This is a genomic window from Rhodoferax sp. MLSD5-FHT05B10 (assembly GCF_058793415.1).
Map to the genome: position 1 here is coordinate 82,705 of NZ_JBXAFT010000006.1, position 13,351 is coordinate 96,055.

13 protein-coding genes are annotated in these 13,351 nt (G+C 67.4%); 4 read left to right on the forward strand and 9 right to left on the reverse strand.

Features of this window, described 5'->3' with window-relative positions:
• Window positions 1-145: 145 nt before the first annotated feature.
• The 6 genes from AC1Q5W_RS11045 to AC1Q5W_RS11070 all read right to left on the reverse strand — a co-directional run bounded on the left by AC1Q5W_RS11045 (window position 146) and on the right by AC1Q5W_RS11070 (window position 7,394).
• Entirely contained in the window at window positions 146-2,026 is a 1,881-nt protein-coding gene (locus AC1Q5W_RS11045) for a hypothetical protein (RefSeq protein ID WP_492644593.1), read from the reverse strand.
• Window positions 2,027-2,126: 100 nt separating this feature from the next.
• Entirely contained in the window at window positions 2,127-2,702 is a 576-nt protein-coding gene (locus tag AC1Q5W_RS11050; RefSeq protein ID WP_492644592.1) for a YceI family protein, read from the reverse strand.
• Window positions 2,703-2,743: 41 nt separating this feature from the next.
• Entirely contained in the window at window positions 2,744-3,322 is a 579-nt protein-coding gene (locus AC1Q5W_RS11055) for a YceI family protein (RefSeq protein WP_492644591.1), read from the reverse strand.
• Between the two features lie 42 nt (window positions 3,323-3,364).
• Window positions 3,365-3,925, reverse strand: coding sequence for a cytochrome b (locus tag AC1Q5W_RS11060; RefSeq protein WP_492644590.1), 561 nt, complete (start codon window positions 3,923-3,925; stop codon window positions 3,365-3,367).
• 110 nt (window positions 3,926-4,035) lie between these two features.
• Window positions 4,036-6,147 (reverse strand): acetoacetate--CoA ligase, encoded by a 2,112-nt coding sequence (locus AC1Q5W_RS11065; RefSeq protein ID WP_492644589.1) that lies wholly within the window; start codon window positions 6,145-6,147, stop codon window positions 4,036-4,038.
• 101 nt (window positions 6,148-6,248) lie between these two features.
• Window positions 6,249-7,394 carry a JmjC domain-containing protein gene (locus AC1Q5W_RS11070; protein ID WP_492644588.1) on the reverse strand — a complete coding sequence of 382 codons (1,146 nt, stop codon included), beginning with the start codon at window positions 7,392-7,394 and terminating at the stop codon, window positions 6,249-6,251.
• Window positions 7,395-7,519: 125 nt separating this feature from the next.
• Here AC1Q5W_RS11070 and AC1Q5W_RS11075 point away from each other — a divergent pair, with 125 nt between their 5' ends.
• Window positions 7,520-7,942 (forward strand): hotdog fold thioesterase, encoded by a 423-nt coding sequence (locus tag AC1Q5W_RS11075; RefSeq protein ID WP_492644587.1) that lies wholly within the window; start codon window positions 7,520-7,522, stop codon window positions 7,940-7,942.
• A 68-nt stretch (window positions 7,943-8,010) separates the two neighbouring features.
• Here AC1Q5W_RS11075 and AC1Q5W_RS11080 read toward each other — a convergent pair whose 3' ends face one another.
• A complete protein-coding gene (locus AC1Q5W_RS11080; RefSeq protein ID WP_492644586.1) occupies window positions 8,011-8,850 on the reverse strand; it encodes a MipA/OmpV family protein in 840 nt (279 codons plus the stop codon).
• Between the two features lie 9 nt (window positions 8,851-8,859).
• Window positions 8,860-9,435, reverse strand: a complete 576-nt coding sequence (locus AC1Q5W_RS11085; protein WP_492644585.1) for a cob(I)yrinic acid a,c-diamide adenosyltransferase — start codon at window positions 9,433-9,435, stop codon at window positions 8,860-8,862.
• A 51-nt stretch (window positions 9,436-9,486) separates the two neighbouring features.
• Between AC1Q5W_RS11085 and AC1Q5W_RS11090 the strand changes: the two genes are divergently transcribed.
• The 3 genes from AC1Q5W_RS11090 to AC1Q5W_RS11100 are packed head-to-tail and all read left to right on the forward strand — an operon-like array spanning window position 9,487 to window position 12,432.
• Window positions 9,487-10,911, forward strand: coding sequence for an FAD-binding oxidoreductase (locus AC1Q5W_RS11090; RefSeq protein ID WP_492644584.1), 1,425 nt, complete (start codon window positions 9,487-9,489; stop codon window positions 10,909-10,911).
• Window positions 10,912-10,951: 40 nt separating this feature from the next.
• Window positions 10,952-11,515: a LemA family protein gene (locus AC1Q5W_RS11095; RefSeq protein ID WP_492644583.1), complete on the forward strand. Its 564-nt coding sequence runs from the start codon at window positions 10,952-10,954 to the stop codon at window positions 11,513-11,515.
• A 5-nt stretch (window positions 11,516-11,520) separates the two neighbouring features.
• On the forward strand, window positions 11,521-12,432 hold the full coding sequence (locus AC1Q5W_RS11100) for a hypothetical protein (protein WP_492644582.1): 912 nt from the start codon (window positions 11,521-11,523) through the stop codon (window positions 12,430-12,432).
• 21 nt (window positions 12,433-12,453) lie between these two features.
• On the opposite strand, the gene AC1Q5W_RS11105 is transcribed toward AC1Q5W_RS11100, so the two are convergent.
• Window positions 12,454-13,209 (reverse strand): HD-GYP domain-containing protein, encoded by a 756-nt coding sequence (locus AC1Q5W_RS11105; protein WP_492644581.1) that lies wholly within the window; start codon window positions 13,207-13,209, stop codon window positions 12,454-12,456.
• Window positions 13,210-13,351 lie beyond the last annotated feature (142 nt).

The window sequence follows — 13,351 nt, forward strand, 5'->3', positions numbered from 1 at the left end:
CGTGCCAGAAACGGATCACGCATCCGGATATACCCTGCCCCGGACTAACCCCTAGGACGCTGACCGGCGTCCGGTGGTGCACCACCAGGCTGCACCAAATCCGGCAGGGTCCGCACGGAAAGGGCGCGCGATGCGCCCCCTCCCCTCACACCAGGTGCGCCTGCTTCAACGCGAAATACACCCCCAGGCCCACCAGGACCAGCAGGCCGGCATACAGCGCCCACGGCCGTTTCTTTTCGGCGTAGGGGTCGGTCAGCGAACGCTCGGCATTGGGCGGCAACTGCGCCAGCTGGGTCAGCGAAGTGCCAAACGGAATGTTGATACGGGCGCGGGCATTGATGGCCCAGCCATTGGCGTCCAGGATCGGCCCCAGGTTGCGGCTGCGCAGCTTGAACCACGCCAGCACCACGGCGGGGCCGGACACGATGAGCAGCAGCACCAGCAAAGCGATGGGCACCTGCCACCACTTGAGGGACAGCAGCCCCGACAGCACGGACACCAGCGCCGTGCCCAGGGCGCCCACGGCCAGCCCGATGGCGGCAAAGATGCCGGCGAACTTGCCCACGTCAAACGGGGGCGCCGCCGGCGCGACCGGCACCTTGGCCGCCGCGTCGCCGGCGGCAACCGCCTTCTTGGTGGCCCCCATGGCCAGGACTCCGAGCCGGTCGTTGGACGCACTGGCCTTGTTGGCCGCCATTTTCTGCAGCTGACCAGCCACCAGGCGTGCCAGCTGCTTGTACGGCGACCAGAAGGCCTGGCGCAGGCTGATGGGGTGCTCCACCATGCGGGTGATGGTGGCATTCCAGTCGCGCCCCTGGCGGTCGTAGAACACCCCGTTGCGGCCCACCATGAGCTGGTCGGAGTCGCCCGCCGTCATGGCCACGGCAATGCTCAGTTTCTCGCTGCCGCGCACACAGTCGCAATACACCAGACAGATGCGGGCCAGCGAGGCCAGCGCCGCATGGCGCGTGGCGTCCGACACCGCCACGCACAGCTCGCACGAGCGCCCGTCGATGTACAGCGTGCCCAGCTGGAACGTGGCCTTGCCCTGGCGGGTGTAGAAGTCGCGGAAGGCGACAAAGTTGTTGGCCAGCGGCATCAGGTCGCGCACGTAGCGCGCGAGTTTTTCCAGCTCGCGCACGCCATCGCCCTCGGCGGCCGGATCGGGCTTGGCGGCCAGCCAGTCGGCATAGGGCGCAAAGCGATCCTTGAGCGTCCGCCAGTCGGCCTCGCTCAGCGCCTCGCGGGCGCCCAGCAGCGGCGTGACCACCGCCTCCCGCAATGCCTGCATGCGCTCAGCCCACGCCGGGTTGAGGCTCGAGCCCAGGTGCAGGGCCGCATGGGCCTGCACCCGCGCCACGGGCAAGGCGGCAATGCCCTCGGCGTCGGCCGTGAGCGTGTCCGCCGCCAGCGCGGTCAGGGCGTCGGCCGAGGCATTGAGGGCCTCGCCCGCACGGCCGTCAAAGGCCGCCAGACGGCAGCGCACAAACCAGTCGTCCACCTTGTCGGCCACCGCCTGCCAGGTGGCGTAGGCGGCTTCAGTGGCGTCGCCCAGGGGCAGGACATCCTCGCCCTGCGCCTCCCAGGCGGCCATGGCGCGCTCCACGTAGCGGGCCTGTGCTGCGCTGGCAGCCTCCACGCTCACCATGCCGTCGGTCTGCTCCAGGCTGGCCAGCAGCTCGCGGGCCGCGGCGGTGATGCGCTGACCTTCCTCGTCGTCGCTGCGCAGCGCAACCAGCGGCACGCCGGGCAATTTGTGCGCCAGCACCTGCGTGTCGCTGAGCCGCTCACCGGCCCACTGCACGGCGGCAATGAGTTCGGGCGCGCGGATCTGTCCGTCACCATCGCTGTCGACAAACGCCAGGGTGCGGCTGTCGAATTCGATGCCCTGCACCGGGCAGGACAGGGCCACCCACAGTTTCTGGTCCAGAGAGCCGATGGCGAGCAGTTCCGCCGCGGTGTCCAGGCGCACCTGGTCAAAACCGCCAGCCCGGAAGAAACGCCAGTGTTGCAGATCAGTGTTCACGGAGATGGATAAAGCTGTTGGGACGCACAAATCTTACCGTCCAGAAAAAAAGGCCCCGCCGGCAATGCACCGGCGGGGCCTTGTCGGGGCAGACAGGCAATTACTGCTTGACGCCTTCAGCCTGGATCACCAGGCGGACGTTCTTGGGGAAGCCCCAGTCGATGCCGTAGTTCATGCCGAAGGCGGTGCGGTCGATGGTGGTTTCGAAGTCGCCGCCGCACACTTCACGCTTGACCATGGGGCTCATGTAGCAGTTGAACTGGTTGGCCTTCAGGGTCACCGTCTGGGTCTTGCCCAGCAGGGTCAGGTTGCCGACGATCTCGGCCACCTTGTCGCCGTTGAAGATGAACTTGTCGGAGACGAACTTGATGGTGGGGTACTTGGCGGCGTCGAACAGCTCGGCGCTTTGCAGGTGCTTGTCAAAGCCGGGCGTGCCGGTGTTGATGGAGGTGGTGTCGATGGTGACTTCCACCTTGCCGGCCTTGCCCGCCTTGTCCAGCTGCACGGAGCCTTCCTTCTTGTCGAAGCGGCCCCGGTTGGTGGTGGTGCCGAAGTGACCGATTTCAAAGGTCACGAAGGTGTGGGTGGGGTCCAGGTTGTAGGTGGCGGTCTGAGCTTGGGCGACGCCCGACAGCAGGGTGGCGGCAGCGGCGAGGCCGATAAGGGATTTACGCATGGTGATTACTCCAGAAAAGAAAGGGTTGGGGGAAAAAGGAATCAGAGCTTGCCGACGCCGGAAAGCGCCAGCTTGAACTTGACCTGCACGTCATCGGCCACCATGGACGTGTCCGCCCACTCGTTTTCACCGATCTTGAACGCCAGGCGCTTGATGACGAACGCGCCATTGGCCACCGTGGTGGCGCCACTCTGGGTGAGCGCCACGGGGACGACCAGATCACGCACATTGCCCTTGATGGACAGCTTGCCCGTCACCTCGAACTTGCCGCCGCCCAGGCCCTTGATGGCACTGGACTGGAACGTGGCCTGGGGAAACTTGGCGGTGTTGAACCAGGGGGCCTTGGGCAGCTCGGCGTCCGACTCGGGGGCGCCCAGCGTGGCGCTGGCCACGTCGATGGTGAAGGCGATCTTGCCGGTCTGTGGCTTGGCCGGATCAAAGGCGATCTGGGCGTCAAACTTCTTGAAGCGTCCCTCGACGGGCACGCCCATCTGCTTGCTCACAAACGCAATTTCGCTCTGCGCGGGCAGCAGCTTTTGCTCGGCCTGGGCCTGCAAGGCGCCCAGAGCGGCCAGCAACAGCACCGCAGTGGTGCGAACCGAATACAACACGGGTTTCATTTCATTCACTCCTTGAATCAGTGTGCGTACCGCCGGAGGGCTTCAGCGCCGCCCGGGCAGCATGCGGTCGAGCAGGCCGTCGCGGTCCACCCATTGGTGCTTGAGTGCGGCGCCCGCATGCACCACCACCAAGGCGGCCATGGCGAAAGCCGAAATCTCGTGCCAGGGCTTGATCACCTCAGCCAGGGCCTTGCTCACCGGCACGAAGTCAGGCAGCGGCAGCACGCCGAACAGCACGATGGGGAAACCGGCCGCCGAGCTGTAGGCCCAGCCCACCAGCGGCACGATGAAGAACAGCGCATACAGCAGGCCGTGGGTGGCGCGGTAGGCCGCCATCTGCCAGCCCGGCATGGCCAGCGTCACCGCCTGCGGCAAGGCCGGCGGGCGGTGGCCGAGGCGCCACAGCACGCGCACCACCGACAGGGCCAGAATGCAGACGCCTGCCCACTTGTGCCAGTTGTACAGCTTCAGGCGCTGGGGCGAAAACGGCAGATCGGCCATGTACAGGCCCATGGCGAAAATGCCCACCAATGCCACGGCCAGCACCCAGTGCAGGGCAATGGCAAAACCGTGGTAGCGCGTGGCAGCGGAAGTGGATGGCATGGCAAGTAAGGTGAAGACCACCGGCGGCGGGATGCCACCGGCGTTTGGAACATGCGACAAGTTTAGGAGTCGCCGTTCTGCAAAAAATTCAAATTACTTGTCGCAACAATTCAATTTTTTTGAACTAAACGCTGCTGCGCGAACGCCACGTACCAGTCCAGGCAAGCCGGATTGGCCATGGCGTCCTTGTTCACCACCTTCTCCAGCGGCTGGCCCAGCAGCAGTTTCTTGATGGGCAGCTCCTGCTTCTTGCCCGACAGGGTGCGCGGAATCTCGGCCACCTGGAAGATGGCGTTGGGCACAAAGCGCGGGCTCAGGGCGGTCTTGATGGCGTCGTTGATCCGGGTCTTCAGTGCGTCGTCCAGCACCAGGCCGTCGCGCAGCACCACAAACAGGGGCATGTAGCTCTCGCGCCCCAGGTATTCGAGGTCGACCACCAGGCTGTCCATCACCTCGGGCAGCACCTCCACCGCGCTGTACAGCTCGCTGGTTCCCATGCGCAGGCCATGGCGGTTGATGGTGGCGTCCGAGCGGCCAAAGATCACGCAGCCCTCGCCGCCCTGCTCCTTGGTGCCCACGCGCAGCCAGTCGCCGTGGCGCCAGACGCCGCCGGCCTCGGGGCCCAGGTCGCCGCCACCGGGCTTGCGGCCGTGGCCGGGCGGGTACATCTCGAAGTAGCTGGCCAGGTAGCGGGCGTTGCCCTGGTCGCCCCAGAAATACAGCGGCATGGACGGAATGGGCTGGCTGCACACCAGCTCGCCCACCTCGCCCAGCACGGGCACGCCGGCTTCGTTCCACGCCTCCACGGCGCAGCCCAGCAGGCGGCACTGCATGACGCCGGGCTCCTGCGGCAGCTCGCGGTTGCCGCCGATGAAGGCGCCGCAGAAGTCGGTGCCGCCGGAAATGTTGCACCACCAGATGTCCTCTTGCGCCGCGGTCTGGGCGATGCGACGGAACTGCTGGGTGCCCCAGATCTGCGCCTCGGGCGACAGGGGCGAGCCGGTGGAGCCCAGCGCCCGCACGCTGGAGAGGTCGCCACACTGGGCCAGATCGACGCCGGCCTTGAGGCAGCCGGCAAAAAAGGCCGCACCGGCGCCAAAGAAGGTCACGCCCGTTTCGCTGGCAAAACGCCACAGGGTGCTCCAGTCGGGCTGGTCCTTGCTGCCGCCGGGGTTGCCGTCGTAAATCACGCAGGTGGTGCCGTTGAGCAGGCCCGCCACCTGGGCGTTCCACATGACCCAGCCGGTGGAGCTGTACCAGTGGAAGCGCTCGCCCCGGTTGTTGTCGCTGTAGCTGCAGCCGATGTCGTTGTGCAGGGTCTTGAGCGCCAGCGCCACCAGCACGGTGCCACCGTGGCCGTGCACGATGGGTTTGGGCAGGCCGGTGGTGCCGCTGGAGTAGACGATCCACAGCGGATGGTCAAACGGCAGCCACAGGGGCTCGAAGGCCGCGGTTTGCGCATCATTTCGGGCTGTGACGGCCGTGAAACGGGCGCAGGCAGCTATGGAATTGCTAGCATGCTCCGGGGCATCGGCGGTGCCCAGGTTGTCGTGCAGGATGACGTGGCGCACGCTGGGCAGGGCCTGCACCAGCTCCTGCACCACGGCCATGCGGTCGAAGTCGCGCCCGGCGTAGCGCACGCCGTCGCAGGCGATCAGCACCTTGGGGGTGATCTGCTTGAAGCGGTCGAGCACGGCGTGGGTGCCCATGTCGGGGGCGCAGATGCTCCACACGGCGCCAATGCTGGCGGTGGCCAGGAACGCCACCATGGCTTCGGGCACGTTGGGCAGGTAGGCCGCCACCCGGTCGCCGGGCATGACGCCCTGGCTTTGCAGGTGCAGGGCCAGCGCAGCCACCTGGCGGCGCAGCTCGGGCCATCCCAGCTCGCGCTGCTGCCCGCCTTCGTTGCGGCTGATGATGGCCGGGAAACCGGCGGCGTGCGCCGGCGCCACGTGGCGAAACACCTGCTGCGCGTAGTTGGCCTGCGCGCCGGGAAACCATGCCGCGCCGGGCATGGCGTTCTTGGCCAGCACCGCCGTGTGCGGCGTGGGCGACTGCATCTCGAAGTAATCCCAGATGCTTTGCCAGTAGGCGTCGAGGTCGGTGATGGACCAGCGCCAGAGGTCGTTGTAGGTGGCAAACGACAGGCCGCGGGTTTCGCGCAGCCAGTCCTGGTACAGGCGGATCTGGGGCAGATTGGGAGGGGGTGTTGTCTGGCTCATGTTCTGGTTTTGCGGGGCGCCCCGTGGCGCACCGGTGTCTCGCCGTAATATGCCCCCGCCCCCCTGGGCGCAGGTGACGCCCAGGCGACACCCCGGCCCGGTCAGTCCAGAAAGTACCAGTAACCGGCGTTGACCCAGGCGGTGAGCGCCGCCACGAATTCCGGGTTCTTCAGGCCGCTGCGCAGCTGGCTGTGGCTGAGCTGCTCCTGGTCGCACAGCGCCGTGACGGCCGCGCGGGCGGCAGCGCCAAAGGCGTGGCGTTCGCCGTCCACGTAGCACACGCCGTCGGCCGCCGTAGCGTCCACGTAGAAGCAGCGCAGGCCGCCGGTGCGCACCAGCGGCTGCTGCTGCAGGGTATCGAGCAGCTCGGCGGCGTCCATGGGTTCTTCCAGCGGCTGCAGGTCGAGTGCGCATTTGGTCTTGGACAGGAAGCTGCCGGCAAAGTCCGCCACCAGGGTGTCGTTGTCCAGCAGGGACTGCAGCTGCGCCCGGATCAGGCCGAAGTCGCTGGCGTTGATCTGGCCCGGATGGTGGCTCACCGGCCGCCCGGGGTCGCTCAGCAGCGCGCTGCCCTGCTCCTGGTCGATCACGTAGTCGGCCAGGCCGCTGAGCAGGTCGCAGGCCGACTTGCCCCGGAAACCGACCGAGTAGCTGAGCGCGGTTTCCAGCGTGACGCCGTCGTGCGGGAAGCCCGGCGGGATGTACAAAATGTCGCCGGGCAGCAGTTCCACATCGAGGATGGCCTCGAACGGGTCCACATGCAGCAGCGCCGCATGGGCCGCGAACTGGCGGTGCGCGCCCCGGTCGCCCACGCGCCACCGGCGCCGGCCGGAGCCCTGGCAGATGAACACGTCGTACAGGTCGATGTGCGGCCCGACGCCGCCCTGGGACCGGGAGTAGACGACCATCACGTCGTCCAGACGCCACTTCGGAATGAAGGCAAATGGCTCCACCAGCGTGGCCACCGCGGGCGACCAGTGGTTGACCGCCTGCACGATCAGCGACCAGCCGGTGGTGCCCAGATGGTCGTACGACTCGAAGGGGCCGGTCTCGGCCTGCCATTTGCCGTCTTTCTGGTAGACCAGGCGCGAGTCCACCGCCTCCTCGCAGGCCAGACCGGCCAGCTCCTCGGGGGTGATCAGGTCCTCGAAGGCCTTGAAGCCCTGGCGGATGACCACCGGCTTTTGCTGCCAGTAGTGCGCCACGAAGTGGTCCAGGGAAAATTCGGCCAGGGTGAGAGAGGGCATGGAACAGGGGGGATTAAACAGTCGAGGCGGCAGGTTAGCAGGCTGCCCGCACAGGGGATTGATGCAGGTCAACGGTTGGGGTGGGGGTATAAACTCCCACGAACTCTTCAGTATCTCCGCGCACCATGACCATCTGGAAACAAGCCATTTCTGTTCAGACGCTGACCGCCATCAGCGCCAACACCGCCGTATCCCACCTGGGGATGGAATTCCTGGAAGTCGGCGACGACTTCATCTCGGCCCGCGTGCCCGTGGACGAGCGCACGCGCCAGCCCTACGGCCTGCTGCACGGCGGCGTGAGCGTGGTGCTGGCCGAAACCCTGGGCTCCTGCGCTGCGGTGTTCGCCAGCCCGGAGGGCTACCGGGCGGTGGGCCTGGACATCAACGCCAACCACATCCGCGCCGCCACCAGCGGCTGGGTGACCGGCGTGGCCAAGCCCGTGCACATCGGCCGCACCACCCAGGTCTGGCAGATCGATCTGCGCAACGAGGCCGGCGAACTGACCTGCGTGTCACGTATCACGATGGCGATCCTGGCGCCAAAATAAGTGCCTAATGCGGCTAACAGCCGCATGAATACTGCGCATACCGCTATGCATTGCATAGCATCGCCCAATCAATCCCGCACCAGCGTCTGCGACTGTGCCACGGTGTAGGTGATGAACAGGCCGACCGATGCGCCCGTGGTCTTTTGCACCAGCGGGCTGGACTGGTTGGCCGCACCCGCCACCGAATCCACGCGCGTGAAGGCCGTGATGCGCAGGTGCGGCGTGAAGGACTTTCCGGCATAGAGCGACAGGCGTGTGGCGATCAACCCCGCCTGCGCGGTGTAGGCGCTGCGGTTGGGCGTGGCGTACGCCGGCGCCACGCCGTACAGCGTGTCGGCCAGGCGCTGGTCGCCCAGCAGCAGGCCCAGACCGCCGCCGTAGCTCCAGCCCGCGCGGGCGCTGCGCTGGTACACCAGCTCGGGCTCCAGGGCCATGCCCTTGTCGGTGAGGTGGTTCGTGGCGTCAAAGACGCCGCGCAGGGGAAAGTCGGCGCGCCAGCGGCCGTGGTTGGCATCGCGGGCCAGCGTCCACTGGATGCGGGGGCCGAACTCCAGCAGCGTGCCGAGTTCCGGCATGCCGCGGCGGGCATCGATCTCGTCGGAGCCCGCGCCAAAGGCGGCGGCAAAGCCCAGGTCCAGCCGTACATCGGGGGAGAGAATCTTGCGCAGGCCCACGTTGTCGCGGTCCACCCGCAGCAGGTCGCCGCGGTACACCACATACGGCAGCAACAGGCCCCGCTCCAGCTGCTGGCCGGAGCCCGGGTAGGCCTGCTGCGACATCAGCAGGGACATGGCGCCCACCTCCCACAGCGGCTGGGCTTCGCCGTCCTGTGCCAGCCCCGCCAGGGGCGCCAGCAGGCCCGCCACCACCACCGTACATCGGAATCGGCGTCGGCCGGCGTCACGCATGGCCGGACCTCACTGCCCGGACTGCGCCAGCTTCTCGCTCTTCCAGTAGACGTCGTCGCCGACCGTGCCGTCGGGGCGGTAGCGGTTGAGCACGCGCGAGAGCACGAACATCAGGTCCGACAGGCGGTTGAGGTACTGGCGCGGCGTGTCCTTCAGCGCATCCTGCGCCCCCAGGGCCACCACCGAGCGCTCGGCCCGGCGCGCCACGGTGCGGCAGATGTGGGCCTGGGCGGCCGCACGGGTGCCCGCGGGCAGGATGAATTCCTGCAGGCGCGGCAGGTTGGCGTTGTGGTCCTCCAGCGCCTGGTCCAGCACCAAGAGGGCCTCGGGCTTGAGCAGCTCGAAGCCGGGAATGGACAGCTCGCCGCCGAGGTTGAACAGCTGGTGCTGGATTTCCACCAGCAGAGACCGCACGGCCGCCGGCATGTCCTCGCACAGCAGCAGGCCGATGTGGGAGTTGAGCTCGTCCACGTCCCCCATGGCGTGCACGCGCAGGCTGTTCTTGGAGACCCGGGTGTTGTCGCCCAGACCGGTGGTGCCGTTGTCTCCGGTGCGGGTGGCGATTTGCGAGAGGCGGTTGCCCATGGTCGACTCCATGAAAGTACAAAAGGAATCTCGCTATCGTAAACTGGTCGCATGAATGCCCCTACCACCACCCCGCATTTGCTGCCCCGCGTGAACCAGCGCCCGGTTCCCGCCGCGCTGCTGCAAGCCCTGCAAGCCCAGTTCGGCGAGCGCTGTTCCACCGCCCAGGTGGTGCGCGAGCAGCATGGACGCGACGAGTCTTCCTTTGACGTGCCGCCGCCCGGCGCCGTGGTGTTTGCCCGCAGCACGGCCGAGGTGGCGCTGGTGCTGCAACTGGCCGCGCAGCACGCCACCCCCGTGATTCCCTTCGGCGTGGGCACCTCGCTGGAAGGCCACCTGCTGGCCGTGGAGGGCGGCATCAGCCTGGACGTGAGCCAGATGAACCAGGTGCTCTCCATCAACGCCGAAGACCTGACCGTGACGGTGCAGCCCGGCGTGACACGCAAGCAGCTCAACGAAGCGGTCAAGTCCACCGGCCTGTTCTTCCCCATCGACCCCGGCGCCGACGCCACGATTGGCGGCATGAGCGCCACGCGCGCCAGCGGCACCAATGCCGTGCGCTACGGCACCATGCGCGAAAACGTGCTGGCGCTGGAAGTGGTCACCGCCAGCGGCGCGGTCATCCGCACCGGCACGCAGGCCAAGAAGTCGTCGGCCGGCTACGACCTGACGCGCCTGCTGGTGGGCTCCGAAGGCACGCTGGGCGTGATCACCGAAGTCACGGTCAAGCTCTACCCCCTGCCCGAAGCCGTGATGGCGGCCACCTGCTCCTTTGCCACGTTGGCCGACGCGGTGAACACCACCATCCAGATCATCCAGCTGGGCGTGCCCATTGCGCGCTGCGAACTGCTGGACGCCAACACCGTGCGCGTGGTCAACCAGCACTCCAAGCTCAGCCTGCGCGAAGGCGCCATGCTGCTGATGGAATTCCACGGCTCCCCCGCCGGCGTGCAGGAACAGGTGGAAACGGTACAGGCCATCGCCCGCGAGCACGGTGGCGAAACCTTCGAGTGGGCAGCCACCCCCGAGGAGCGCACCCGCCTGTGGACGGCGCGGCACAACGCCTACTTTGCCGGCGTGCAGTCGCGCCCGGGCTGCAAGGCCATCACCACCGATGCCTGCGTGCCGATCTCGCGCCTGGCCGAGGCCCTGCTGGACTCGGTGACCGAGGCGCAGGCCGCCGGCATTCCCTACTTCCTGGTGGGCCACGTGGGCGACGGCAACTTCCATATGGGCTACCTGATCGACCCGGCCATTCCCGCCGAGCGCGAAACCGCCGAACGGCTGAACCACCAGCTCGTGGCGCGCGCGCTCCGGCTGGGCGGCACCTGCACCGGCGAGCACGGCGTGGGCCTGCACAAGATGGATTTCCTGGAGAGCGAAACCGGTACCGGCGCCGTGGACATGATGCGCGCCATCAAGCACGCGCTGGACCCGCAGAACATTCTCAACCCGGGGAAAATCTTCGCGCTGTAATGCGGCGCACACCCCTTCATCAATGGAATAGGAAACTGCAATGGTGATTTTCTGGATTGGCGTCGGCGTCCTGGTGGTCTACCTGGTCACCCTGTACAACAGCCTGGTGGAGGTGAAGAATGGAGTCGCCAAGGCCTGGGCCAACATTGACGTGCTGCTCAAGCAGCGCCACGACGAGCTACCCAAGCTGGTGGACACCTGCAAGCAGTACATGCAGCACGAGCAGGCCACGCTGGAGAAGGTCATCCAGGCGCGCGCCCGCGTGTCGTCGGCGCGCGAGGCCCACAACGTGGAGGCCCTGGGCCAGGCCGAGGGCGCCTTGCGCGGCGGGCTGGGGCAGCTGTTTGCCCTGGCCGAGTCCTATCCCGACCTGAAGGCCAACGAGCAGTTCCTGCACCTGCAGTCGCGCATCAGCGGCCTGGAAAACGCCATTGCCGACCGGCGCGAGTTCTACAACGACAGCGTCAACATCAACAACGTGCGCATCGCGCAGTTCCCCGGCGTGCTGCTGGCGCGCTGGTTCCAGTTCAAGGCCTTTGACCTGCTGCAGTTTGCTGCCGCGGAGTTGCAGGACGTCGACATCGGCCAGCGCTTCAAAGGCTGAGACCGGTGCTGCTCTGGGGCTTGCGGGCGGTTCGCAGCCAGGACCTCAACGCCTTTTTCACGGCCTGCTACCTGGGCCTGTTCGTGGGTGCGCTGCGGGCCGGTCCCGGCACCGCCAGCCGGCTGTTCCTGGTGGCGGTGGCGCTGCTGGGCATCGGGGCGTGGGCTGCGGCCCTGCGCCGCGCACGGGCCATTGCCAACACGGCGACCTCCCGCATCGGCTCAGCAGCGCAGGGCTACGTGGAGGTGCAGGGGCGCGCCAGCGTCAGCCAAGACAACCTGATCGTCAGTCCCCTGAGCGGCGTGCAATGCATCTGGTACCGCTACCGGGTGTACGAGAAAGACACGGGCGAGCGCGAGTGGCGCGAGGTGGACCACGGCGTGAGCAGCGCCACGTTTGAAATCTCCGATGCCACGGGCACCTGCCGGGTGGACCCCGACCACGCCGAGATCCTGGGCGCCGAAACCCGCACCACCTACCGGGATGGCACCAAGCAGGTCGAGGAACTGCTGTTTGGCGGCAGCACGGTCTACGTGCTGGGCGAGTTTTCCACCATCGGCGGCGCCGCCACGGCCCTGAACCTGAGCGAGGACGTGGGCGCACTGCTGGCCACCTGGAAGGCCGATGCAGCCGGCCTGAAGCGGCGTTTCGACCTGGACGGCAACGGCCAGATTGATGCGCGCGAATGGGAGCTGGCGCGCCGACTGGCCACCCGGACGGTGGAACGCAACCACCGGGACATCCGCCAGCAGCCCGGCATCCACATGGTGCGGGCGCCACGTGACACGCGCCTGTTCCTGATTTCCGCCCTGCCCCCCCAGCGCCTGCGCCGGCGCTACCTGGCGTGGAGTGTCTTTCACCTGGGCATGGGCCTGCTGGCCGCCGGCCTGCCCGGCCGCGCACTGTCCCTCTGGTAACGAGGGCAGCGGCGCCAGCCCCTACAGCTCGGCGTGGTCGGCGATGGAGCTGGCCATGTACTCCATCCGGTGGCGCATGTCGGCCTCGGTGTCGGCGTGCTGGCGGGCAATGCGCGCGAAGGTGTCCTGGATGGCAATGAAGGCGTCCACCATGTCCGGGTCGAAGTGCGCGCCGCGCTCGCCGAAGATGACCTGCACCGCCCGGTCGTGCGGCACGCCGTCCTTGTACACCTTGTCGGAGATCAGGGCGTCGTACACGTCGGCGATGGCCATGATGCGCGCGGCCACCGGAATCTGCGTTGCCGCCAGCCCCTGCGGGTAGCCGCTGCCGTCCCATTTCTCGTGGTGCGACAGCGCCAGTTCCTTGGCCACCACCAGTCGGGGCGATGCCCGCCCCAGCGTCTGCTCGGCCCGTTCGATGGCGGCGTGGCCCACGGTGGTGTGGGTGCGCATGAGCACCACTTCATCCGGCGTCAGCGGCCCCGGCTTGAGCAGGATGCGCTCCGGCACGCCGATGGAACCCATGTCGTACAGGGGCACGCTGCGGCACAGCAGGTCGATGTACGCGTCGCTCAGCAGGGTGGCAAACGCGGGTTCCCGCTGCAACGTCTGCGCCAGCGCGCGCACATAGGCCTGCACGCGCAGCAAGTGGTTCTCGGAGTCGGATTCCCGCTGCTCGGCCAGCGTGGCCAGGGCGAACACCACCACCTGCTGGGCGTGCGTGATGGCCTCCACGTCGCTGGGGGTGTCGGGGGCCGGTGAACGGGGGGAATGCATGGTCAATCTCCTGAAGGCGCGGGTGGCACAGCCGGTGCCGCCACGCCATTCTGCCATCGGCCACCCCCGCTTTACACGGCGTAACCTTTGCAGGCGTGCGCGCACCGGCCGGGTGTCAACTCGCGGCGGGCTGCCGCGTTGT